This is a genomic window from Nonomuraea sp. NPDC049486, from assembly GCF_040676925.1.
Taxonomy (GTDB): Bacteria; Actinomycetota; Actinomycetes; order Streptosporangiales; family Streptosporangiaceae; genus Nonomuraea; species Nonomuraea ferruginea.
On record NZ_JBFAPV010000016.1, the window covers coordinates 1 to 22,035 of the forward strand.

Below are 22,035 nucleotides of genomic sequence, written 5' to 3' on the forward strand. Positions count from 1 at the left end.
GGTAGCGCTGCGGGGGCATCCGGACACCTTGGCCGCTCGCGAGCCGGTCGTCACGCTGCCACGCCGTACATGAACGATCTTCTCAAACACGCACTAAGTGACGCTCCAGCCGGCTGATGTACGATCCAGGCCAGAAACGCAGGTGACAGCCAAGGATGCCAGCCCTATGCAAGGCATGATCGAAGCGTTAGTCCAGGTCAGGTTCCAGGTCATCGCTCTGGCGATCGGCACTCTATTTCTTCTTGTCTCTTTCTTTCAGGTCAAGGATATCGCCAAGCTGGATATAGTGCCGCTCGCGGCTCCGGTCTATCCGGTGGCCTTGGTGGGGTTGGGACTCGTTGTACTCGCCGCCGTCAGCACCTTGCAAACTCCCGCCATGGCCTTTCCCGTGCCTGCCAAGCGTCGAATAAGAATCACCTCGGACGCTGACTCCGTCAGTACGCGCATCGGTGAGAATGAACTGTCCATCAGGCTCGGCCGCATAGAAGAGATCGCCGGCGACCCGTCGTGCGCTCTGATCGTCCTGCCCGCCAACGAGTACTTCAACGGCACGTGCCTGAGTGACACCAGAAGCGCCGCGGGGGCCTTCGTCCATGCCCACTACAGGGGGCGCGTCGCCGATCTGGAGCGGGCCATCGCCGAGAGTCTGGCTGGTATGCCTGCCCAGATCGTCAAGATCAACGGCAAGGAGACCCGCAGCTACAGGCTGGGGACGGCGGCCTACATCGACCGACCCCTGGAAGGGAACTTTCACCTGCTGGTTGCTGCCGCCACCACCGAACGGGAGGGCGAGGGGCTACGGGCGGATCCGGTGGCGCTGGCTCTGATCGCTCGCAGGGCGAGCACCGTGGCCCGCGACCGTCGTCTGTCCACCGTGTATCTTCCTCTACTCGGTGCCGGGCACGGCTCGATCAAGCCCACCCGTGCACTCCTTGCCCAGCTGCTCGCCTGGTCGGAGATTCTTTACGCTGACGCTTACCGAAGAATCGGCATCAACGTGGTCGTCTTCCGTGCTGACGACAAGAGTCCTCCCCAAGTCTCCCTCCGGGAGGCGGCACATCTCCTCAGAATCGCTGTAAGCGTCTGCGAGCCGACATCAACGTGAAGAGCCTATGAAAACCAGCGCTGTCGTCGCCTTCTACCGGCAGATCGGCACCGATGACCGCGGACGTTCGCTTGATGATGTCCGCAGCCAGGACTTCCTTGCCCTGGAAGCGGTCCACGACTACATCCAGTGGCTTTTCCCGCTACCAGAGCCCAGTATGGCGAATCACAACGCACCAGTCCTCAACGAGAACGACATCGAGGCGTTCAGGTCCGATCGCGGCCTTCAGAACGAGCTGACGGAATCCTTGCTCCGGATGCTCGCCTTCTATGGCTTGAGGCTCGACGGTCCCTTCGAGTCGCCTCGGGTCTCACCCGGTGGTGACTTCTCCGACCGAGCCTCTGTATGGCTCACCCCGTACAACCACAATTTCTTGCGTATCAGCAGGATCCTGCGTTCGCTCACCGTTCTTGGTCTTGAGAAGCACGCTCAAGCGCTCCTGGCTTGTCTGGAGGAGATATATCAGGAGTATGCCGATGTCATCGGTGCGACGAGCGTCCGCTACTGGCGCAACGCCGTGGTCAAGTGACAGGTGCCAAGCGGGGTAACCAGTGCTTGAATATCAGTCCGTTGTGCCTGCCCTTCGCATGACCACGGATCCTCTGCCGGGCTTCGTGATGATCAGCCCGCGCTCGCGGAGGATTTCGAACGCCTTGCGAATGGTGGTGCGTCCCGTACCGAAATATCCCTGGAGCTGAATTTCGGAGAGCACGGTTCGTGGAGGATATTCTCCCGCTTCGATCCGTTGCTGGATCCAGTCCGCGATCTGCTCGTACCGATAGAACTCCGGATTCCAGTCGTCTTCAGTCCACGGCGTATCAGGCAACATCACGGCCGAACCCTAAACCGTCACTGACTTCCATAGCTAGACCAAACAGTATAGGTCGGGCTTGGACTAGCCATGAATAGGCGGGTACAGGTACCGTTCGTGGGCCAGAACGGAGCCCGACCCTGAGGGCTCGGACGAAAGGAAGACCACGCAATGGATCTGTATGGCTGTCACCTCGAAGGGGTGTCGTTCAGCCGGGCCTGTGGCGGCAACCAGCAGGAGGAGGAGATGGACACCTGTGTCCTGATCGCGCCCATCCCGGGGGAGGAGGACGCTTACGCGGTGCGTGACTCGAAGAACCCGGATGCCGGGACGCTCCGGTTCACCGGTGACGAGCTTCGCGCCGCCGGCCTGTCCACTCTGTAGGCATCACCCGCGTCGACGGCGGTCCCTGCCTGATCACAGCAAGCAGGGGCCGCCGCCCCCAACCGTACCCGGAGCGCCTCACCATGCATTGGCACGCCTACCAGTGGACCGGCCCGGGATCGGAACGTGCGAACGAGGCCGGTCGCCGCCCCACCTCGCCGGACTTTCCCGCGTCGCTCCTCCCTCCGATGCGGACCGGCGACTGGCTGCTCAAACCCCCATCACGGATCGCGGCCACCTTCGACCAGGTCGGCCCCGCCGTGGCCTGGCTGGCTGAGGAGTACGGCAGGACCTGCACCGCGCTGCTGTGGCCCGACCGCATCCCGATGAAAGATCGGTTGCAGTCCGCCCGCGACCTGTTGCCCCGCGGGGTGGACGTGCAATGGGGTGAGTGGTTGCACGGCGGCCGGTTCGCCACGATCGGCATGATCTGCTGCCCGAACCGGCATGTCCCGCACCAGTGCCCGGGGTCTGCTTGAAGCAGCCACTACGGCGACATGCTTATCCGGGGCCACGGCCCCCCGGAAGGCGCGTTCATCACGAACGTGCCTTCTGTTTTGGCCCCGGCAGGCAAGCCTCCGCACACCGTCTCGGTGCCGAGCACAACCTCGTGGTCGTTGCCGTCCTCATGGGTAACCGAGGGCAGATCATGGAGGTCAGCCCTCAGGCCGAACCGGCGGCACCGCGCAGGGGGAGCGTCAGTGGTTCGAGCGGGGCGACGGCTCACTGCTGCCGGTCTCCCGGATGGCCACCACCTGCCGGATCGGCGGAGGGCCGGAAGAGGGCTCTTCCACGAGGTCGGCTCCACCGTGCACGCCGAGGAGGCGACGTGCCCGTGCCCCTCCCAGGGCGGGAGGGGCACGGGCACATGAGGGTCAGCGGGTGGCGTGCAGCGGGCGCGGCAGCTTGATGGTGATGAACTCGTTGTCGTCCGGCTTGCCGGGCGTGCGGCCGGTGGAGAACGGGAAGTTGTTGTCGTTGGCGACGATCAGGGTGCGGTCGTCGAGGATGGCCACGTCCTCGATCGTCTCGAACGGGAAGCGGAACGTCCTGCCGAAGCCGCCGAGGCCCTTGGGGTTGGCGATGTCGAGCAGGTCGGCGACGAGCGTCTTGTCCATGGCGCCGTCGTGGTTCCGGTCGCGGACGTCGGCCAGGTAGATCTTCTTGGTCCTGGCCGCGTCGCCCTGGGCGCCGTCACGCTCGATGATCAGGAACCGGTTCCGGTCCACGACGACCGCGTCGCCGATGGCGTGGCCGGGGGCGTCCAGCGGGTAGGTCCAGCGCTTGCCGGTGTAGGCCCGCTCGCGCACGTCGAACTCGTACATGCGCAGGGTGCCGGCCGGGTCGCCGCTGACGGTGCCCTCCAGCAGCGGGTAGAGCCGCTTGCCGTCGAGCGAGCGCGCCATGCCCTCGAAGCCCTTGCTGCGGCCCAGGTTCGGCTCGGCGCCGTTCAGGAACGGGTTCTCCGGCGCCTGGACGCCGGGCAGGGGGATGGGCGCTTCGAGCAGTCTGCCCGTCGAGGAGAAGTGCAGCAGGAACGGGCCGAACTCGTCGCCGATCCAGTAGGTGCCGTCGGTGGCGCGCACGATCGACTCCACGTCGAAGTCGGCGCCGGTCAGCCGGCGGTCCTCCCTGGTGATGGGGAACGTGATGTGCCGGTCGGGGTCGGCGAGGTCGAACCCGCCGAGCACCTTCACCGTGCCGCCCCGCAGGTCGGGCTCGACCCGGTGCACCCGCAGCAGGTAGTCCGCGCTGTTGCCCTTACTGCCGAAGCCGTTGTCGGACAGCATCTCGTAGACGCCGCCGCCCCGGGGCACGATGCCGCTGAAGCCCTGCACGGGCTGGCCGGCGAAGGGCGGGGTGAGGCCGTTGACCGGGTCGGGGCCGAGCTGGGTGCCCGAGGTCTCGCTGTTCGGTACGAAAGTCTCGGCGGGCAGCGAGGCGAACCCGGTGAGGGTGGCCCGGCCGGGGGCGGCGGGCTTGGCCGCGGCGGGCGCGGCGAGGCCGGTGACCAGCGTGGCGACACCGAGGGCGAGCAGTGCACGTTTCATGTCGGGCACGCTAGGGAGGCCGTGTTAATCGACGCCCAACGTCGGACGTCCTTCCGGCAGGGGGCCGGCGAACTCACGCGATCGCGGACGTACTGGCGAAAACGCCGACTATAGCTACAAATCGGCACACTACGATCTTTACCTTTGCTGGTCCGACCAGTAGCCTCAGTGCACTCAGTAGCGCGCGCACTCCCCGACGTCCCTTCCCGCCCCCCACTGGAATGAGGGATCCATGAAGCCACGCCTCGTCGCACTGCTGGCCGGAGCACTGATGCTCACCGTCCCCGGAAGCGCGTCCGCGCAGGCCGCCACCGCCGCGAACACCCCCGGGCTGCCCGGCCCCGACAACGCGATCACCGACGTGCCCGGCATCAAGGTCGGGCAGGTCCAGTCGGCCAGGGCGCCCTACCTGACCGGCACCACCGTGATCTACACCCCGACGATGTCCGTGGCCGGCGTCGACCAGCGCGGCGGCGCCCCCGCCACGAAGGAGACGGACCTGCTCGACCCGCTCAACTCCAACCCCGGCGTGAACGCGGTGATGCTCGGCGGCAGCAGCATGTACGGGCTGGCCGCCACCGACGGCGTCATCCGCTGGCTGGAGGAGCGCGGCGAGGGCGTCAGGGTCGGCTCGGGAGTCGCGCCGATCGTCCCCGCCGCCGACATCTACGACCTCGGCCGTGGCGGCGACTTCAAGGCCCGCACCACGCCCGAATGGGGCTACCTCGCCGCGCAGGCCGCCAAGGAAGGTCCGGTACGTCAGGGCGTCGTCGGCGGCGGCACCGGTGCCCGCGCGGGCGGGCTGAAGGGCGGCGTCGGCACCGCCAGCATGACCCTCAGCGACGGCACCGTGGTCGGCGCCATCGTGGTGGTGAACTCGGCCGGTTCGCCGGTCGACCCGCGTGACTGCTCGCTGTTCGCGGCCCGGTACGAGGTGGCGGGCGAGTTCCGCGGCCTGGAGACGCCGAAGGCCAAGGAGTGCCGGCCGGAAGCCAAGGCCGACGCCCCGTCGCTGAACACCACGATCGCCGTGGTCGCCACGAACGCGCCGCTGGAGAAGGCCGCCGCCGCGCGGATGGCCGGCAACTCCCAGGACGGTCTGGCCCGCGCGATCAGCCCGATCCACACGCTGGGCGACGGCGACACGATCTTCGGCATGTCGACCGGCACCGGCACCCCGCTGCGGGTCAACAACCCGGCCGACTCGCGCCGGCTCAACGAGATCTTCAACGCCGCCACCGACACGCTGACCCGGGCCACCGGCCACGCGATGCTGAACGCCACGTCAGTCGGCACGACCCAGAGCTACTGCGACCGCTACCCGTCCGCCTGCAAGAAGGTGAAGCCGCTGCCGCAGAACAAGCAGGGCGAGGCGCCTGAGGTGACCAGGGACTCGCTGGCCGCCGCCGCGGAGAAGGTGCGCGAGGTGGCCCCGCTGCCCCAGTAGCACCGCATCGGGCCGCTTCCCCGCACGTGCCGGGGGAGCGGCCCCCTCAGTGCTGCGGATCACCTCCGAAGTGACGTCGTGCCTGCCAGGCGCTGTAGACCGGGTGGGCGGCCAGCGCCTCCTGGTGGGCCTGCGTGGCGAGGGCGACCAGTTCGCCCGCCCGGTCGGCGAGCGCGCCGTCGAGGCGCCAGGCGACGAGGTGCCTCATCCACAGCGGGGCGCCCGCAAGCGGGCGGACCACGATGCCGTCGCCGGGCGGGAACGTGGCCTGGCACGGCGTGACGGCCTGCCCCGCGGCGACGAGCAGCCGGATCATCGGCGCCTCGATCATGATGTGCGGCACCCGAGGTTCGAAGCCGGCGTCCCGGCACGCCGTGACGAAGCACTCGGGCCAGCCCGCCCCGTCAGGAGGCGACAGGACCCAGTCGTCGTCGGCCAGCCGGGCGAGGGGCACCTCTTCGAGTGACACGAGAGGGTGGCCTGCGGCCATCGCGACGAAGACCGGCTCCATGGCGATGGGGCGCACGCCTATCGCGGTGGGCACGGCCAGTTCGTGGCCGGGGTAGTCGACGAGCGTGGCCGCGTCCAGCCGCTTGGAGGCGAGCAGGTCCATGAGCAGGCGGGGCGAGTGCTCGGTGTGCACGGTGATCGGCGTGCCCGGCGTCCCGAACAGCCTGCGCAGCAGGCCGCCGAGCACCGGGTTGGCGTAGCCGCCCATCCGGGCGACGCGCGGCCGGTCCGGGGCGGGCGTGGTGTCCGTCATCAGCTCGTCCACGATCTGGAGCGCCGCTCTGGCCCGGATCAGCACGAACCGGCCGAAGGGGGTCGGGGTCATGCCCAGCCGGCCGCGCCGGTAGATCTGCCCGCCGAGCGTGGCCTCGATCCGCCGCAGCTGGGCGGTGAGAGCGGGCTGCGAGACGCCCAGGACGACCGCCGCCTTGCTGAGACTGCCCGCGTTCGCGATCTCGCACAACGTCCGAAGGTGCCGCAACTCCAGCTGCATGCGGCAAATCTAGTACGACATAACCCTAGGGTGATCGGGCGCGCGTGGGTGCCCGTACCCACGAGGAGGGCCATCCCGAAAGGGGATAACTCCCGGGTTATGTGGCGCGCCGACCTGCGGCCCGCCGGACGCCCTCTGCCGCCGGCCCGGATCGACACCGCAGCGTTATTGCCCCATGAACGCGCAGCCGCGAACAATCTGCGCCATATCGCTGTCGATGGAGACAAATATGCGCAAACTTGGCTTGGTCGTGGGGGGCGTACTCCTCGCGACGTGTTTCTCGGTCCCGCCCGCGACCGCGTCCGATGACCACAAGGTGGAGATCTTCGACGAGAGCGGGCCGCGGGGCTACACCGACGTGCCGGGCGAGATCGGCCCGCGGGCGAGGTCCCGGCAGGCGCCGTCCGCCACCGTGACGCCCATCGAGGTGAACGGCCCCAGCGACAAGCGCATCGACCTGGTCTACCTGGGCGACGGCTTCACCGAGTCCGAGATGGACCTCTACACCTCCCAGGTGGAGACCAGCTGGAACCTGCTGGCCGAGCGCGAGCCGTTCAAGAGCTACCGGAAGCTGTTCAACGTCTGGCAGGTCAACGTCGTCTCCAACGACTCCGGCTCCGACAACGACCCCGCCGAAGGGATCGAGAAGGACACCGCGCTCCACAGCACCTACTACTGCGACGGGCTGGCACGCCTGGTCTGCGTCGACGTGCCCGCCGCCGAGTCCTACGCCGCCCTGGCGCCCGCCTTCGACCAGATCGCCGTGGTCGTCAACAGCGGCACGTACGGCGGAGCCGGCTACATCGAGGAGGACCTGGTCACCTTCTCCGGCGGACACGTCTCCGGCCCGGAGATCCTTCCCCACGAACTCGGCCACTCCCTCGGCGACCTCGCCGACGAGTACCCGTACTGGGCCTATCCCGACGACGGCAGCGTCTACACCGGCGAGGAGCCGCCGGACGCCAACGTCTCCGTCCACGACGCCGGAGAGCAGACCGCGCGGCGGACCAAGTGGTGGCGCTGGCTCGGGGCCGAGACCCCCGACGGCGGCGTCATCGGCGCCTTCGAAGGCGCCTACTACCACAATCTCGGCATCCACCGGCCCAGCGACGACTCGCTGATGCGCACCCTGCGCAAGCCCTTCAACTCGGTCGGCCGCGAGGAGATGACCCGCAAGTTCTACGAGCTGACCGGCATCGTCGACGCCGCCACCCCGCCGAGCGACAGGCCGATCCGTAAGTCGGCCACCCTGACCGTCACCCACGTCGACATCCCGACCGTGTCCACCCGGTGGTTCGTCAACGGGCACGAGATCGCGGAGTGGGCCGGCCTGGCCTCCGTGCAGGCCGGCGAGCACAAGCCGCCCAAGCAGCGCGGCAAGCCCGAGGCTCCGTGGTGCGGGCGCAAGGACCTGCGGTCGAAGCACTCGTGCACCTATACCGTCGTCGTCTCCGACTCCACCGGCTTCATCCGCGATCCCGCGTACCGCGAGAACGCCCTCACCTCCACGATCACCTGGACGTTCGGCCACAAGCACGCCCACTGACAGGGCCGCGCCCATCCTTCCCGTACGCGACAAGGCCGGGCATAAGGTGTGGGCCATGGCGGAAGTGACGTACCGGAGCCGGGTCCGCGGATGCGTGCTGGGCGGGGCGATCGGCGACGCGCTCGGCGGGGCGATCGAGTTCGACTCCATCGCGGGCATCCGCGCCCGTCATGGGCAGGCCGGGGTCACCGGCATGGTGACCGACGGGATCGGCCGCGCGGGCCTGATCACCGACGACACCCAGATGACGCTCTTCACGCTGGAAGGGCTGATAAGGGCCGAGCTGAGGGCCGCCACCCGGGGGTTCGCGGACACCCCGGAGGTGGTCCGGTCCGCCTACCTGCGCTGGCTCGACACCCAGCGGCACGACGCCCCGCCCCCGCCCGGCGACCCGCACCACCGTACGGGCTGGCTGCGCGAGCAGCGGTGGCTGTACGCGCGGCGGGCGCCCGGCAACGCGTGCCTGTCGGGGCTGCGCGCGCGGCCCGGCCGGGACGGGCCCCTGGGAGAGCCGGGGCCGGTCAACCGCGACTCCAAGGGCTGCGGCACCGTCATGCGGTCGGCGCCGTTCGGGCTTCTCGGGGGCTCCGCGCGGGAGGCGTTCGAGCTGGCCGCCGCCTGCGCGCGGATCACCCACGGCCACCCCACCGGCTACTACGCGGCCGGCGCCTTCGCCGCCCTCGTCCACTTCGTGGCCGAGGACCTGACCCTGTACGAGGCGGTCCACGAGACGCTCCGCCTGCTGGCCACGTACCCCGGGCACGAGGAGACCAGCGTCGCCCTGCGGGCGGCGGACGAGCTGGCAGGAAAGGGCGAGCCGAGCCCGGAGCGGGTGGAGAGCCTCGGCGGGGGATGGGTGGCCGAGGAGGCGCTGGCCATCGCCGTCTACTGCGCGCTCACGCGCGAGAAGGACTTCGCCGCGGCGCTGCTGCTGGCCGTCAACCACTCCGGCGACAGCGACTCCACCGGCTCCATGACCGGCAATCTTCTCGGCGCCGTGCGCGGCGAGGACGCCCTGCCGGTCGCCTGGCTGTATCTGCTGGAAGGCCGCGAGACCATCACCGAACTGGCCGACGACTTCGCCGGCCGCGGGCGCGCCGACCCGGCCAAGTATCCGCCGGGCTAGAACCCGTACAGGCCGAAAGCCTCACCGCGCCCGATGCCGCGCAGCGCCTCGGCCGGATAGCCGACCGTGTCCTGCGGCAGCCGGTCCAGCGGGAACCAGCCGAGCTCGGAGCACTTGTGCGGCTCGGCGTTGTACGGCTCGCCCGCCCACCTCTCCGCCACGAAGAAGAGCCCCACCCGCTCCGGTGCCCGGTGCATCACGTGGGCGAAGACCAGGTCGGCGGGGTCGACGCGGACGCCCACTTCCTCGCGGGCCTCCCGCGCCGCCGCCTCCGTCGCCGACTCGCCCGCCTCCAGATGGCCGCTCGGCAGGTGCCACAGCCCGTCGGCGTATCCAGTGCCGGATCGGCGCCCCATCAGCACCTCGCCGTCGCGGACCAGCAGCACGTGCACGTCCACGATCGCCCGGAACCGGTCCCGGGCGGCGCGCCGGTCGATGTCCTGGATCCACTTGACCGCCACGGCCGCCACCTGCGTCAGCTCCGCCCGCAACCGGTCGGGGTCCTCCTCGGCGAACGCCTCCAGCACCTCCTCCACCAGCACGTGCCGCCAGGTCAGCCGCCCCTCCCGGGACGCCTCCCCGGTCTCCCGCTTCGCCCGCTCCGCCTCGTCGCCGTGCTGCGGGCCGGTGCCGTCGGTGAGGCCCTCCTGGACGCCCCACCGCCGGTCCTGCGCCACCCGCTCGTCCGCCACCGCCCGCAGCACCCTGCCGAGCGAACCGGGCAGGCCGTAGTCACCGTCGATCGTCATGGGTCGGCAGCATAGGGAATCCTGTGCTCATGGAGGATCTCGTACGGCGGGCCACCGAGCGGGCGGAGCGGGCCGGGTTCGCGTACTCGTGTGACCCGGGTGTCGGACGGCTCCTCGCCGTGCTCGCCGCCGGGCTGCCGGCGCGGGCGCGGGTGCTGGAGATCGGGACCGGGACGGGAGTGGGGACGGCCTGGCTCGCGTCCGGGCTGACGCCGCGCACGGACGTCACCGTCACCACCATCGAGCGCGACGCCGGGCGCGCCGGGCTCGCCCGGCAGGGGGAGTGGCCGGGGTTCGTGGAGTTCCGCACGGGCGACGCGCTGGAGATGCTGTCCGCGCTCGGGACGTTCGACCTGATCTTCGCAGACTCGCCGGCCGGCAAGCACGCGGCGGGCGACGCCCGGCCCCGCCGAACCCGGGAGGGACAGGACGGGGCTCAGCGGGGTCGAGGAGGTACGGGATCAGGAGGTGGCGCGGGCCACGGCGATCACGGTGGAGCCGCGCTGGCCCGCCTCGTAGAACATGTACGAGACGCCGCCGTCGGTGCCGAAGGCCGGGGCGGCCGAGCGCCGGGAGTCGGGGCCGCCGGTCAGCGGGGTGTGGAAGACGCCGAGGTGCACCTCCCGGTCGAAGGAGTTGCCGACCTCGGTGAGATACATCTTGCCCGAGTTGCCGTGGTAGACGACGTACGTGGTGCCGTTGCGCTTGAGCAGGTGCGGCCCGCTCAGGTCGGTCAGGCCGTCGCCCGCGGGGGAGATGAGCGGGTTAGGGGCGAACTGCCAGCTCACCGCGTCGCCCGACCAGCCCCAGAAGATCTTGCGGTTGCCGCCGTGGTTGCCCATGAACACCATCACGTACCGGGCGCCCCGCGCCGGGATCGCGTGGTCGAAGACCCGCGCGTAGGAGGCCTCCGAGATGCCGGGCACCATCGAGGTGTTCAGCACGACGCCGTGGTAGCTGAAGTCGACCCCGTTGGCCGAGGTGGCGAGCCGGGTCGTGCTGTTCTCGCCGTGGAAGTACAGGTACCAGCGGCGGGAGGCGGCGTGCCAGAGCACGTGCGGTGACGACACGTGACTGACGTTGAAGTGCGAGCCCCACTGCCGGCTGACGATCGGGTTGGCGTGATACTCGGTGAACGGCCCGGCGAGTGAGTCGCCGTAGGCCAGGCAGATGCCGCCGGGCGCGTCGTGCGGGGCGTAGTAGAGGTAGTACCTGCCGAGCCCGCCCGGCATGCGGTCGTACGTTCCGCGCACGCACGGGAAGATCAGCTCGCCGGTCGGGTTGTAGCGCAGCGCCGAGGTGTTCAGCGACCGGCCGAGGTAGGCGTACGAGGGAAAGCCCGCGGGCCCGGCGGCGGCAGCGGCGGCGGGGGAGGAGAGTGCGGGGAGGGCGACGGCCGTGCCTGCGGCGGCGCGCAGGATCGTGCGGCGGTCGAGGATCGGATCGGACATGCTCTGCCCTTTCGTGATCACACCGGCGGGGGGCCGGTGTGATCACCGAGCATCGGTCAGCGAAAAGCGCGAGTCAACCTGCTAATACGAATTACTTCAGTGCGTGGTGAGCCCTCGAAGGTGGCGCCGCTTCCCGGGATGCCGGCGGCTCCTTAAGATCAATGGACTGGATCGTGTAGTCGCAGGGGGTATGTCGTGCTTGTTCCCGCCGTCCAGCTCTACTCCGTACGCGCCGAGATGACCGTGCGGCCGACGACGACTCTGACGTCCCTCGCCGCGATGGGGTACCGGGCCGTGGAGCCCACCTTCGGGCTCCTGGGCGACGACCCGCGCGCCTTTCGCGACCTGCTGGAGGCGAACGGGCTCACCGCCTGCTCGCTGCACGGGCCGCTGCTGGACGAGCACGCGCCCGCCGTGCTGGAGGCCGCCGCGGCCATCGGCACGGACACGGTGATCATCCCGGCGATCCCGCCGGACGGGTTCTCCGATCGTGCCGCCGTGGAGGAGAGCGCCCGCCTGATCAACGCCGCCGCCGCCCGCGCCGCCGGGGCGGGGCTGCGGCTCGGCTACCACAACCACCACTGGGAGCTGTCGGCGCGGATCGGCGACCGGCACGCCCTTGAGGTGCTCGCCGAACTGCTCGACCCGGACGTCCTGCTGGAGGTGGACCTCTACTGGGCCGTGGTGGGCGGCGCCGACGTGCCCGGCCTGCTGGCCCGGCTCGGCGACCGGGTCACCCACCTGCACGTCAAGGACGGCCCCGGCACCGTCGACGACGCCATGACCGCGGTCGGCTCCGGCACGCTGCCGATCCCGGACATCCTGGCGGCCGCCCCCGCCGACGCCTGGCGGATCGTCGAGCTCGACCGCTGCGACGGCGACATGCTCGAAGCCCTCGCCGCCTCCCGCGCCTATCTCGACGGGCTCGGCGGGTAGTCCACGTTCCGCCGGCTCAGGCCTCGGCATCCGTGCCGCGTTCTTGACCCTCACACCGTGTCAGGCGGTCGACTTGGAGACATCATGTTCACCATCGGAGACTTCGCCAGGCACGGTCGCGTCTCGGTCCGGATGCTGCGTCACTACGACGCCACCGGTCTGCTGCGCCCGGCCCACGTCGATCCGGCCACCGGCTACCGCTACTACACGGCCGCCCAGCTGGCCCGCCTCAACCGCGTCATCGCGCTCAAGGACCTCGGCTTCACCCTCCAACAGGTCCGGGCGATCCTGGACGAGAAGGTGACCATCGGGGAACTGCGCGCCATGCTCCGGCTGCGGCGCGCCGACCTGGAGGCGGCGATCACGGCGGCGGCGGCCCGGCTGGCCCAGGTCGAGGCGAGGCTCCGCTCGATCGAGAGCGAGGGGCAGATGCCCAGCAACGATGTCGTACTGAAGAGCCTGCCGAGCGTGCGGGTGGCCGAACTGACCGCGGTGGCACCGGACTTCGACACCGTCGGCCCGGTCATCCAGCCGCTTTACGAGGAGCTGTCCCGGCGCCTGGAGGCGGCGGGCATCGCCCCCTCCGGGCCCGCGGTCGCCTGCTACGAGGACGCGCCGGACGGCGGGATCCTCATCCGAGCGGGCGTCGAGGTCTCCGCGCCCCTCGGCGAGGACGACGGGCTGCGGATCGTGGACCTGCCGCCCGTCGAGCAGGCGGCGACCGTCATGCACCGCGGCTCCATGGAGACCGTCCTGCCCACCGTCCAGACCCTCGGCCGCTGGATCGACGCCAACGGCTACCGTTCCGTCGGCTACCCCCGGGAGATCAACCTGGAGTGTCCCGACAACCACGACGAGTGGGTCACCGAACTCCAGGAACCGGTGAACAAGGTCTGACACGTTACGGCAACACGGCTCCCGGAGAATCTCGCCGGGAGCCGTGATCGGCGATGTCAGAAGTCGAAGATGCCATTCTCCTACCACCCGGCCCCGCCTCTCAGCGCAGGTAGCTGGCGCCGTTCAGGTCGATGATGGTGCCGCTGGCCCACTCCGCCTCCGGCGAGCCCAGGTACACGACGGCGGCGGCGATCTCCTCCGGGCGGGCCACGCGGCCGAACGGGCTCTGGGCGCGGATCTCGTCGCCCCTGGGCGGTTTGAGGTGCTCGTTCGTCATGTCCGTCTCGACGAAGCCCGGCGCGACCGCCGCCACCGCGATGCCCTTCGGCGCCAGGGACACCGCGAGCGACTGGGTGAGCGCGTTCAGGCCCGCCTTGCTGGCGCCGTACGCGGGACTGTCAGGCTCGCCGCGGAAGGCGCCGCGCGAGGAGACGTTGACGATGCGGCCGCCCCGCGGCATGTGGGGGAGCGCGCACCAGATCATGTTCGCCGCGCCGGCCAGGTTGAGGTCGAGCGTCCGGCGCCAGGCCGCCTGCCACTCCTCGTAGGTGAGGTCCGTGACCGGGTGGTGCAGGAACACGCCGGCGTTGTTGACCAGCACGTCGATGCCGCCCAGGGCGGTGGCCGCCTCGTCCACGACGCGGCGCACCGCCTCCGGGTCGGCCAGGTCCGCCTGGACGACCGTGTGTCCCTCGCCCGGCAGCTCGTCCAGCAGGCCGGAGGCGAGGGCGGGGGAGTCGCGGTGGTGGACCGCCACCCGGTCACCCAGCTCGGCGAACGCCGTCGCGACGGCTCGTCCGATGCCCCGCGACGCCCCGGTGACGAGAACCCTCCGGCTCACCATCGGTCGTGCACCTGCGGGCGGATGAGCTCGTCGTACACGTCGCGTACGGCCTGGAGGGTCTCCGGCGGGAGGGGCGGGAGCGCGGCCGCGGCGGCGTTGGCGGCGGCCTGGGCCGGGTTGCGGGCGCCGGGGATGACGACGGACACGCCGGGCTGGTCGAGGATCCAGCGCAGCGCGAACTGCGCCATCGTCGCCCCCTCGGGCACCAGCGGGGCCAGCCGCCGGACCGCCTCCAGGCCGGTGCGGAAGTCCACGCCGGAGAACGTCTCGCCCACGTCGAACGACTCGCCGTGGCGGTTGAAGGTGCGGTGGTCGTCGGGCGCGAACGTGGTGTTCTCGTCGTACCGGCCCGACAGCAGGCCGCTGGCCAGCGGCACCCGGGCGATGATGCCGACACCCGCCTCGCGGGCCGCGGGCAGCACCCGCTCCAGCGGCTTGAGCCGGAACGCGTTCAGGATGATCTGCACCGTCGCCACGCCCGGCCGGGCGATCGCCGTCAGCGCCTCCTCGCACGTCTCCACGCTCACCCCGTACGCGGCGATCTTCTCCTCCGCGACCAGCGTGTCGAGCGCGTCGAACACCGCGTCGGACGAGTACACCGGCGTGGGCGGGCAGTGCAGCTGCACCAGGTCGACGGTGTCGACGCCGAGGTTGCGGCGGGAGCGCTCGTTCCAGGCGCGGAAGTTCGCCATCACGTAGTTCTCCGGCACCTGGTCCATCCGGCGGCCCATCTTGGTGGCCACCGTGAGGTCCGGGTGGGCCTTGGCGAACCGGCCGACGATCTGCTCGCTGCGGCCGTCGCCGTAGACGTCGGCGGTGTCGATGAACGTCACCCCGTCGCCGACCGCCGCCGAGAGCGTCGCGACCGCGTCGTCCTCGCTCACCTGCCCCCAGTCGGCCCCGAGCTGCCAGGCTCCCAGTCCCACCACACCGACTCGCCGTCCGGTACGTCCCAACACACGCTGTTCCATGGACGGCAACTCTTCCATACCTGGCTTGAGGTCGCCGGATCGGTGAATTGTCGGGCCGGGTCAGTAGGGTCCGCGCCATGTCCGCACCGTGGAAAGATCTTCTCAAGCTGATCCAGGCCGGCGACACCGCCGGCACCGTCCGCTCCGTCGCCGCCTTCGACGCGGACGCGAGGAAGGCCGTCGCCGCCGAGCTCGCGCCCTACCTCGCGGCGCAGAACAAGGCGTACGCCGGCAGGTTCTGGGAGTGGACGGGCCAGTTACGGCCCCTGCTCATGGCGGGCGTCGGCTGCCTCGGCGGGGCGGCGGCCGTGACCTCGTGGATCTTCCGGCGCGAGCTCCGGTGGCGCGATCCGGCGGGCGACGACGCGCCGCGCGTCCTCGGCCTGGTCCGTACGCGCCCGGTGGAGTGGCAGGAGGATCTCGCCCGGCGGACGGTGCTGCGGCTGCGGGCGGACCAGGAACGCGAGTGGGAGATCGTCGCGGCTCTGGTCAGGGCGACCGGCATCGAGCCGCCGGACAGCGACCCGTTCCTGACCGGGTGGGTGCGGCGGCTCGGATCCGCGCCGGGCGCTGACGATCCCCTGTTCCCGCACCTCGCGCCCAGGATCTTCGAGACGGCCGGGCTGCGGGAGGCGTTCTCGTGGCCGCAGCGCGATGGCGTGCTGCGGCTGATCGAGAGCGGTCGCCTGGATCGCGGCGAGGTGCTCGGCCAGGTCATGGGACGGCTGCTGCGCGACGGGCCCGACGCGCCGCCGGTGCTCGCCCAGCTGCACGACGACCTGGCTCCGGACCTCGACGAGGTGGCCGGGCGGGTCCGCGACTACGCGGCGATCCTGCCCGCCGCGCCTGTCACCGTGGCTGACATGGCCCTGGCGCGGCTGCGGCAGGCCGACGAGGCGGGGCGGCTGGAGGCGGAGCTGTTCGCCGAGGCGGCGGGAGCGCTGGCGTTCCGGCAGGAGAAGAAGCTCGTGCGGGCGGCCGTCGCGTGGGCGCGTGACGCCGCCGGGCGCGGGCCGGAACGGGTCGACGCCGCGCTGGCGGTGGTGGCGGCGGTGTTCCGGCAGGACACGCTCGCGCTGCAGGAGTACGCCGTCCGGGCGGCGGTGCGGTTGGCCGGACGGGCGGGCGAGGAAGGGCGGCAGGCCGTCCTGGACGCCGCGGGCGGGCTCCCCGCCGAGCTGCGGGAGAAGATCGCCGGCGCGTACGGGGAAGCCGTCGAGGCCGATGCGGCCGAGGCGCCCGCGCTGGTCGCGGCGCCCGCGCCGAGCCCGCCGCCGCCCATCGCGTCGCCGGGCGAACTCGCCGAGGCGGTCGCCGCCGTGGGGCCGAAGTCGGGAGCGGACACGTTCGAGCGGGTCCTGGCCGGGCTCGCCGAGTGGGCGCACCGGGAGCCGGACACCCTGCGCGAGGCGCTGCGACCCTGGTGGCATCCGCTGGACCCGCACCTGTTCGGCTGCCATCACCCGTATGGGAGCGACGAGCGGCTCCACCAGCTGCTCATGCGGGCGGTGCTCGCGTTCGCCTCACCGGAAGACAGCCTGCGGCTCACCGCGCTGATCCGCGGCGGCCGGGTCAACCGCGAAGGCGGCGGGCTGGACCGGCTCTACGAGGCGCGGGCCCGCGAACTGATCGCCGCCTACGAGACGGCGTCCGCACCGCCCCTCCTGCTCGCCACGCCTACCTCCGGCACCGGCCACATCGCTCCCGAGGTGCTGCTCGACCGCCTCGAACGGCTGGCGTCGGCCGGCCTGGAGCCGTTGCCCGCCGACCTCGCGCACGCCCTCCTGCGGCTGCCGCGTACGGTCGGCGAGGCGGTGGCGGAGCGGGCGGAGAAGCTCGGCACGCGGGCGGGCCGGGAGTGCGCGGCGTGGCTGCGCGGCGGCGGACTGCCCGACCCCGAGGTCCGGTGCTCGATGGTCAGGCGCGTCGGATACGGGTGGGCGGGCGAGGAGCTCCAGTCCGAGCTGGAGCTGCCGGAGCCGCTGCACGACCTGGCGCGGCGGGACACGTCCTGGTCCTCCACGATGCGCTGGTGGCCGATGGCGGCGCCGTCGCATCGCGAGCTGGTGGCGGCGCATCTGCTGACCGCCCTCGACGCCTGGGGCGACGGGCATCTCGCGCTCGCCGCGCTGGCGCACGGCGACGGGCCCGCCGGGACGGCGGTGGCGCACGCCCTGGCCGTCGGGATGAGCGAGCCGGACGTCGCGAAGCGGGCGGCGGCCGTGGACGCGCTCCTCACCCTGGCCGCCCGGGACGAGGTGCCCGCGCAGCGGCTGGCGGGGGCGGTCGCCGGGCTGCTGCCGCCGGGGCTGGTCATGCTGTCGCGGGTGGTGTCCGCGCTCGACGAGGCGGTCCAGGCCGGGGCGCACGCGGCGGTGTGGCCGGTGGTGGCCCCTCTGCTGCCGCGCGTGCTGCCCGCCGCGGGGGAGCGCCCGCGCAACGGGCTCGCGGACCTGCTCGCCGTGGGCGCCCGGGCCGCCGCGCTCGCCGGGGCGCGCGGCGAGATCCCGGAACTGGCGGCCGTAGCGGCGCGCAAGGGCTCCACCCGGCTGGTGCGGGAAGCACGACGGCTCCACCAACTGCTCGCGGGGTGAAACCGCATATGACAGTCGGCGCATGACCCGGCAAGGGGAGACGGGGTCAGGCGGACTCTCGGATGATGAGCTCTGTCGGGAGCACCACCGGTTCGGGCTTCTCGGCGCCGTCGAGCCGGGCCAGCAGCAGGGTGATCGTCGCGTTCGCCATCTCCGCCAGCGGCTGCCTGATCGTCGTGAGCGGCGGGAGGGTGGAGGTGGCCACCGAGGAGTCGTCGAAGCCGCCCACCGCCACGTCGTCCGGCACCCGCCGGCCCGCCGCGCGCAGGGTCGTCAGGGCGCCGGCCGCCATCAGGTCGGAGGCGACGAACACCGCGTCGAGGTCAGGGGTGCGCTCCAGCAGCTCGGCCATGGCTCGCTCGCCGCTGGCCTGGGTCCAGTCGCCGTGCGCGATGAGCTTCTTGGACGCCTTGCGGCCCAGCACGTCGGCGAAGCCCTCCAGGCGCTGGATGCCGCCGGGGGTGTCCATCGGGCCGGTGATCATGGCGATCCGCTTGTGGCCCCGGCTCACCAGGTATTCGGTCATCTGCCGGGCGCCCAGGCGATCGTCCGCGGCCGCGTACGGGATGACGTTCTCGCGCCCGATGACCGCGCCGCACGAGACGGCGGGGGCGGCGGCGGCGAGGGCGTCGGCCAGCGGGTCGCCCGCGTGGGTCGTCACCAGGAGCACGCCGTCGGCGTGGCCGCCGCGCACGTAGCGCACCACCCGGTCGCGGTCGCCCTCGTTGCCGGCGAGCATCATCACCAGCGAGATGTCGCGCTCGGCCAGGCGGCGGATCGCCACCCGGATGAGCGTGCTGTAGTTGGGGTCCTCGAACAGCATCTGGTCCGGCTCCGACAGCACCATGGCCACGGAGCCGGTGCGCTGCGTGACCAGGCTGCGGGCGGCGCGGTTGACGACGTAGCCGGTCTCGGTGATGGCCCGCTCGATCGCGGCCCGCGCGGCCGGGCTGACGTAGCGGTCGCCGTTGAGCAGCCTGGACACCGTGCCGCGGGACACGCCCGCGGCAGCGGCGACGTCGTGGATGGTAGGGCGCTTCATTTCACCGCTCCGGAGGACAGGTCTGTCCTCCAGTATCGCTGCATCGTGAGGAAGAGCGCGATCAGCGGGATGATCGACAGCAGCGCGCCGGTCAGGATCAGGTTGTACAGCGCCGGCTGGTTGGCCCCGGCCGCCAGCAGCGTGTAGAGCCCGACCGTGAGCGGGAACTTGCCGTCGTCGCCCAGCATGATGAACGGCAGCAGGAAGTTGTTCCAAATGGCCACGAACTGGAAAAGGAAGATCGTCACCATGCCCGGCACCATCAGTGGCAGCGCCACCCGCGACATGAGCGTCCACTCGCCGGCCCCGTCGATCCGCCCGGCCTCCAGCAGCGAGTCCGGGATGGCGGCGGTCGCGTACACCCGGGCGAGGTAGATGCTGTACGGGGACAGGATCTGCGGCAGCAGCACCGCCCAGTACGTGTCCGCCATCCCCACCTTCGAGAACAGCAGATACTGCGGGATGGCCAGCACCACGGCCGGCACCAGGATGCCGCCGATCAGCAGGTTGAAGATCAGCGCCCGGCCCGGGAAGCGGTACTTGGCCAGCGCGTACCCGGAGACCGCGGCGACCACGGTGGCCAGCAGCGAACCGCCGCCCGCGTAGACGAACGTGTTGACCAGCCACAGCCAGAACACCCCGTCGCGGTAGGCGAGCAGATCGGACACGTTGGAGAGGAAGCCGGTGCCGAAGGCCATGGTCGGCGTGGTGAACAGCTCCCCGGGCGACTTGGTCGCCGCGATCAGCACCCAGCTCACCGGGAACAGGCAGTAGATCGCGCCGGCCAGTAGCACGGCGGTCGGCAGCAGACCGGTGGACCGGCGGGTCGTGACGGCGGCCATCAGCCCTCCCCGAAGGCGCGGTCGCGGACCACGCGCAGAAATCCGAACGCCAGGACGAAGGAGACGGCGGCGATGACGATCGAGGTGGCCGCCGCCGCGTACAGGTCACCGGTGACGAACGCGTCCCGGTAGACCTTCATCAGCGGGCTCCACGTGGAGCTGATCGTGTTCGTGAACGGCCGCAGCGTGGTCGGCTCGGTGAACACCTGGATCGTCGCGATGATCGAGAACACGGTGGTCAGGATGATCGCCGGCATCAGCAGCGGGATCTTGATCCGCAGCGCGATCTGCGTCTCGGTGGCGCCGTCGAGCCGCGCCGCCTCGTAGTAGTCGCGCGGCACCGCCCGCAGCGCCGTGTAGAGCACCAGCATGTTGAAGCCGGTCCCGCCCCACACCGCCACGTTGGCCATCGAGTACGTGACCGTGGTCGCGCCGAGCAGGTCCACGTCCAGCACCGCCCGGATCGGGCTGAGCGACGGCAGGTAGAGGAACCCCCACAGCAGCGACGCGGCCACGCCGGGCACCGCGTACGGCAGGAAGATCGCGATCCGGCCGAAGCGGGCCAGCCGCACCCGGGCCGAGTCCAGGGCCAGCGCGAACACGAGCGCCAGCCCCAGCATCACGACCAGCACGATCGCGCCGTACCCGAGCACCCGCAGCCACCCGGCCCACAGCTCGCCGTCGGTGATCGCGGCGGCGAAGTTGTCGAACCCGGCGAACACCTCGCGCCGCGACCCGCCCCCCAGCCCGAGCCCGGACACCCGGGTCCGGCGCATCGCCAGGTAGGCGGTGTAACCGATCGGCACCGCCAGGAACAGCACGAACAGCACGATCGCCGGGGTGAGGAACAGGTACGGGGCGAGCAAGGGGCGGCGCGCGGCGCGCCGCCTCTTCGCGGAGTACGTCATGACGCGAGCGAGAACCCGGACTTGCGCATGTCGGCGACGGTGGCCTCGTGCATCGCCCTGACGGCGCCGGAGAACGGGCTGCCGTCCTGCAACGCCTTGTCGAAGCCGTCCCTGAAGGCGTTGTACGTGACGCCGACGTTGGGCCCGAAGGTGAAGCCGCGCGCCCCGGCGGAGGCCTGGGCGGCCTGCTGCCAGAAGTCCGGCTGGTTGGCGAAGTAGCCGGGCGCCTCGGTGAGCGCCGTCTGCGCCTTGGTGGCCGCCGGATAGATCGCGGCCTCCTTCACCAGCGCGCCGACCGCCTCCGGGTCGGTGTTGAGCCAGGTGGCGAACCGGGCCGCGGCGGCCCTGTTCGGCGACTTGGCGGCGACCGCCACGGAGGAGCCGCCCCAGAAGCCGGTGTGGTTCTCGCCGGCGTTCCACTGCGGCATCGGGGCGATCGCCCACTTGCCCTCGGCCTTGGGCGCGTTGCTCTCCAGCGTGCCCGGCGCCCAGATCGCCGACGGCCAGGTGAGCAGCTTGCCGTCGGCGAGCGCCTTGTTCCACTCGGGGGTGAAGTACGGCGTGTCGTCGATGGCGCCCTCCTTGACCAGGCCGTCCCAGTAGTCGGCGACCTTGACGGTGGGCGCGTCGGCGATGTCCACCTTCCAGGCCTCGCCGCTGATCGACCACCACTGGGCGCCCGCCTGCTGGGCGAGGCCGGTGAACGCGCCGGGGTCCTTGCTGGAGAAGGTGCCCAGGTAGACCTTGGGGTCCTTCTTCCGCACGGCGCGGGCCGCCTCGGCGTACTCGTCCCAGGTCTTCGGGACCTCGATGCCGTACTCGTCGAACAGGTCCTGGCGGTAGAAGAGCATCATCGGGCCGCTGTCCTGCGGGACCGCGTACACGCCCTCGGTGCCGAGCGTGACGAGCCCCCACACGCCCTCGCCGAACTCGCCCTTGACCGCCTCCGTCTCGGCCTTGAGGTCGGCCACCGCCTCGGCCGCCACGAACGACGGCAGGTGCTGGTATTCGGCCTGCACCAGGTCCGGCGGGTTGCCGGCCTTGGCCGCGGTGAGGAACTTGGCGGCGGCGTCGTCGCCCCCGGCCTGCTTGCTGACCGTCACCTGGATGTCGGGGTGCGCCTTGTTCCACACCTCGACGACCTTGTCCATGTTCGGAGCCCACGTCCAGTACGTGAGCTTGACCGGGCCCTGCGGGGCCTGAGACTGCGTCCGCGCCGCCTCCGGAGTGCCGGCGGGCTCGCCGCCGCCACATCCGGACAGGGTCAGGGTGGCCGCGAGCGCTGCGGCCAAGGCGGCTCCGAGGCGTGTGGCACGCATGCATACCTC

General features: G+C 71.1%; 21 protein-coding genes and 1 pseudogene. 11 read left to right on the forward strand and 11 right to left on the reverse strand.

Annotated elements, in window-relative coordinates:
• The first annotated feature begins 166 nt into the window (after nucleotides 1-166).
• Together AB0K05_RS35500 and AB0K05_RS35505 are read left to right on the forward strand one after the other, a co-directional pair.
• Nucleotides 167-1,105 carry a macro domain-containing protein gene (locus AB0K05_RS35500; protein WP_271275826.1) on the forward strand — a complete coding sequence of 313 codons (939 nt, stop codon included), beginning with the start codon at nucleotides 167-169 and terminating at the stop codon, nucleotides 1,103-1,105.
• Nucleotides 1,106-1,112: 7 nt separating this feature from the next.
• Complete coding sequence (locus tag AB0K05_RS35505) at nucleotides 1,113-1,634, forward strand: opioid growth factor receptor-related protein (RefSeq protein ID WP_364235130.1); 522 nt, start codon at nucleotides 1,113-1,115, stop codon at nucleotides 1,632-1,634.
• 33 nt (nucleotides 1,635-1,667) lie between these two features.
• On the opposite strand, the gene AB0K05_RS35510 is transcribed toward AB0K05_RS35505, so the two are convergent.
• Nucleotides 1,668-1,934 (reverse strand): winged helix-turn-helix domain-containing protein, encoded by a 267-nt coding sequence (locus AB0K05_RS35510; RefSeq protein ID WP_271275849.1) that lies wholly within the window; start codon nucleotides 1,932-1,934, stop codon nucleotides 1,668-1,670.
• Between the two features lie 153 nt (nucleotides 1,935-2,087).
• Here AB0K05_RS35510 and AB0K05_RS35515 point away from each other — a divergent pair, with 153 nt between their 5' ends.
• Both AB0K05_RS35515 and AB0K05_RS35520 read left to right on the forward strand, forming a co-directional pair.
• Entirely contained in the window at nucleotides 2,088-2,300 is a 213-nt protein-coding gene (locus tag AB0K05_RS35515; RefSeq protein ID WP_271275828.1) for a DUF397 domain-containing protein, read from the forward strand.
• A 188-nt stretch (nucleotides 2,301-2,488) separates the two neighbouring features.
• Nucleotides 2,489-2,779, forward strand: coding sequence for a hypothetical protein (locus tag AB0K05_RS35520; RefSeq protein ID WP_271275829.1), 291 nt, complete (start codon nucleotides 2,489-2,491; stop codon nucleotides 2,777-2,779).
• A gap of 396 nt (nucleotides 2,780-3,175) precedes the next feature.
• On the opposite strand, the gene AB0K05_RS35525 is transcribed toward AB0K05_RS35520, so the two are convergent.
• Nucleotides 3,176-4,351, reverse strand: a complete 1,176-nt coding sequence (locus AB0K05_RS35525; protein ID WP_364235134.1) for an esterase-like activity of phytase family protein — start codon at nucleotides 4,349-4,351, stop codon at nucleotides 3,176-3,178.
• 232 nt (nucleotides 4,352-4,583) lie between these two features.
• Between AB0K05_RS35525 and AB0K05_RS35530 the strand changes: the two genes are divergently transcribed.
• Nucleotides 4,584-5,798: a P1 family peptidase gene (locus AB0K05_RS35530; RefSeq protein WP_364235137.1), complete on the forward strand. Its 1,215-nt coding sequence runs from the start codon at nucleotides 4,584-4,586 to the stop codon at nucleotides 5,796-5,798.
• Between the two features lie 46 nt (nucleotides 5,799-5,844).
• On the opposite strand, the gene AB0K05_RS35535 is transcribed toward AB0K05_RS35530, so the two are convergent.
• Nucleotides 5,845-6,801 carry a LysR family transcriptional regulator gene (locus AB0K05_RS35535; protein ID WP_364235140.1) on the reverse strand — a complete coding sequence of 319 codons (957 nt, stop codon included), beginning with the start codon at nucleotides 6,799-6,801 and terminating at the stop codon, nucleotides 5,845-5,847.
• Nucleotides 6,802-7,030: 229 nt separating this feature from the next.
• On the opposite strand from AB0K05_RS35535, the gene AB0K05_RS35540 reads away from it, so the two are divergent.
• Nucleotides 7,031-8,347 carry a M64 family metallopeptidase gene (locus AB0K05_RS35540; protein WP_364235143.1) on the forward strand — a complete coding sequence of 439 codons (1,317 nt, stop codon included), beginning with the start codon at nucleotides 7,031-7,033 and terminating at the stop codon, nucleotides 8,345-8,347.
• A 55-nt stretch (nucleotides 8,348-8,402) separates the two neighbouring features.
• Nucleotides 8,403-9,473, forward strand: coding sequence for an ADP-ribosylglycohydrolase family protein (locus tag AB0K05_RS35545; protein WP_364235146.1), 1,071 nt, complete (start codon nucleotides 8,403-8,405; stop codon nucleotides 9,471-9,473).
• On the opposite strand, the gene AB0K05_RS35550 is transcribed toward AB0K05_RS35545, so the two are convergent.
• Entirely contained in the window at nucleotides 9,470-10,222 is a 753-nt protein-coding gene (locus AB0K05_RS35550) for an NUDIX domain-containing protein (protein WP_364235148.1), read from the reverse strand. The two genes, AB0K05_RS35545 and AB0K05_RS35550, sit on opposite strands and share 4 nt — an antisense overlap.
• Nucleotides 10,223-10,251: 29 nt before the next feature.
• Here AB0K05_RS35550 and AB0K05_RS35555 point away from each other — a divergent pair.
• Nucleotides 10,252-10,587: pseudogene (locus AB0K05_RS35555) on the forward strand (class I SAM-dependent methyltransferase); the annotation flags it as partial.
• Between the two features lie 96 nt (nucleotides 10,588-10,683).
• Here AB0K05_RS35555 and AB0K05_RS35560 read toward each other — a convergent pair.
• Nucleotides 10,684-11,673: a hypothetical protein gene (locus AB0K05_RS35560; RefSeq protein WP_364235151.1), complete on the reverse strand. Its 990-nt coding sequence runs from the start codon at nucleotides 11,671-11,673 to the stop codon at nucleotides 10,684-10,686.
• A 195-nt stretch (nucleotides 11,674-11,868) separates the two neighbouring features.
• On the opposite strand from AB0K05_RS35560, the gene AB0K05_RS35565 reads away from it, so the two are divergent.
• Both AB0K05_RS35565 and AB0K05_RS35570 read left to right on the forward strand, forming a co-directional pair.
• Nucleotides 11,869-12,609: a sugar phosphate isomerase/epimerase gene (locus AB0K05_RS35565; protein ID WP_364235154.1), complete on the forward strand. Its 741-nt coding sequence runs from the start codon at nucleotides 11,869-11,871 to the stop codon at nucleotides 12,607-12,609.
• 84 nt (nucleotides 12,610-12,693) lie between these two features.
• Nucleotides 12,694-13,506 carry a MerR family transcriptional regulator gene (locus AB0K05_RS35570; protein ID WP_271275834.1) on the forward strand — a complete coding sequence of 271 codons (813 nt, stop codon included), beginning with the start codon at nucleotides 12,694-12,696 and terminating at the stop codon, nucleotides 13,504-13,506.
• A gap of 100 nt (nucleotides 13,507-13,606) precedes the next feature.
• Here the strand turns inward: AB0K05_RS35570 and AB0K05_RS35575 are convergent, their stop codons facing one another.
• Together AB0K05_RS35575 and AB0K05_RS35580 are read right to left on the reverse strand one after the other, a co-directional pair.
• Nucleotides 13,607-14,347 (reverse strand): SDR family oxidoreductase, encoded by a 741-nt coding sequence (locus AB0K05_RS35575; RefSeq protein ID WP_364235468.1) that lies wholly within the window; start codon nucleotides 14,345-14,347, stop codon nucleotides 13,607-13,609.
• Nucleotides 14,344-15,321 (reverse strand): aldo/keto reductase, encoded by a 978-nt coding sequence (locus AB0K05_RS35580; RefSeq protein ID WP_364235157.1) that lies wholly within the window; start codon nucleotides 15,319-15,321, stop codon nucleotides 14,344-14,346. Before AB0K05_RS35580 ends, AB0K05_RS35575 begins: the two co-directional genes overlap by 4 nt.
• A gap of 77 nt (nucleotides 15,322-15,398) precedes the next feature.
• Here AB0K05_RS35580 and AB0K05_RS35585 point away from each other — a divergent pair, with 77 nt between their 5' ends.
• Nucleotides 15,399-17,915: a DUF6493 family protein gene (locus AB0K05_RS35585; RefSeq protein ID WP_364235160.1), complete on the forward strand. Its 2,517-nt coding sequence runs from the start codon at nucleotides 15,399-15,401 to the stop codon at nucleotides 17,913-17,915.
• A 46-nt stretch (nucleotides 17,916-17,961) separates the two neighbouring features.
• Here the strand turns inward: AB0K05_RS35585 and AB0K05_RS35590 are convergent, their stop codons facing one another.
• Genes AB0K05_RS35590 through AB0K05_RS35605 form a run of 4 tightly spaced genes read right to left on the reverse strand, consistent with a single transcriptional unit; the run spans nucleotide 17,962 to nucleotide 22,026 of the window.
• The gene (locus AB0K05_RS35590) at nucleotides 17,962-18,957 is read right to left on the reverse strand and encodes a LacI family DNA-binding transcriptional regulator (RefSeq protein WP_364235162.1); all 996 of its coding nucleotides are present in this window, start codon (nucleotides 18,955-18,957) and stop codon (nucleotides 17,962-17,964) included.
• Nucleotides 18,954-19,799, reverse strand: a complete 846-nt coding sequence (locus AB0K05_RS35595; protein ID WP_148032158.1) for a carbohydrate ABC transporter permease — start codon at nucleotides 19,797-19,799, stop codon at nucleotides 18,954-18,956. The genes AB0K05_RS35590 and AB0K05_RS35595 overlap by 4 nt, the downstream gene beginning before the upstream one ends.
• Entirely contained in the window at nucleotides 19,799-20,707 is a 909-nt protein-coding gene (locus tag AB0K05_RS35600; RefSeq protein ID WP_271275838.1) for a sugar ABC transporter permease, read from the reverse strand. The genes AB0K05_RS35595 and AB0K05_RS35600 overlap by 1 nt, the downstream gene beginning before the upstream one ends.
• The gene (locus tag AB0K05_RS35605; RefSeq protein WP_271275839.1) at nucleotides 20,704-22,026 is read right to left on the reverse strand and encodes a sugar ABC transporter substrate-binding protein; all 1,323 of its coding nucleotides are present in this window, start codon (nucleotides 22,024-22,026) and stop codon (nucleotides 20,704-20,706) included. The genes AB0K05_RS35600 and AB0K05_RS35605 overlap by 4 nt, the downstream gene beginning before the upstream one ends.
• Nucleotides 22,027-22,035 lie beyond the last annotated feature (9 nt).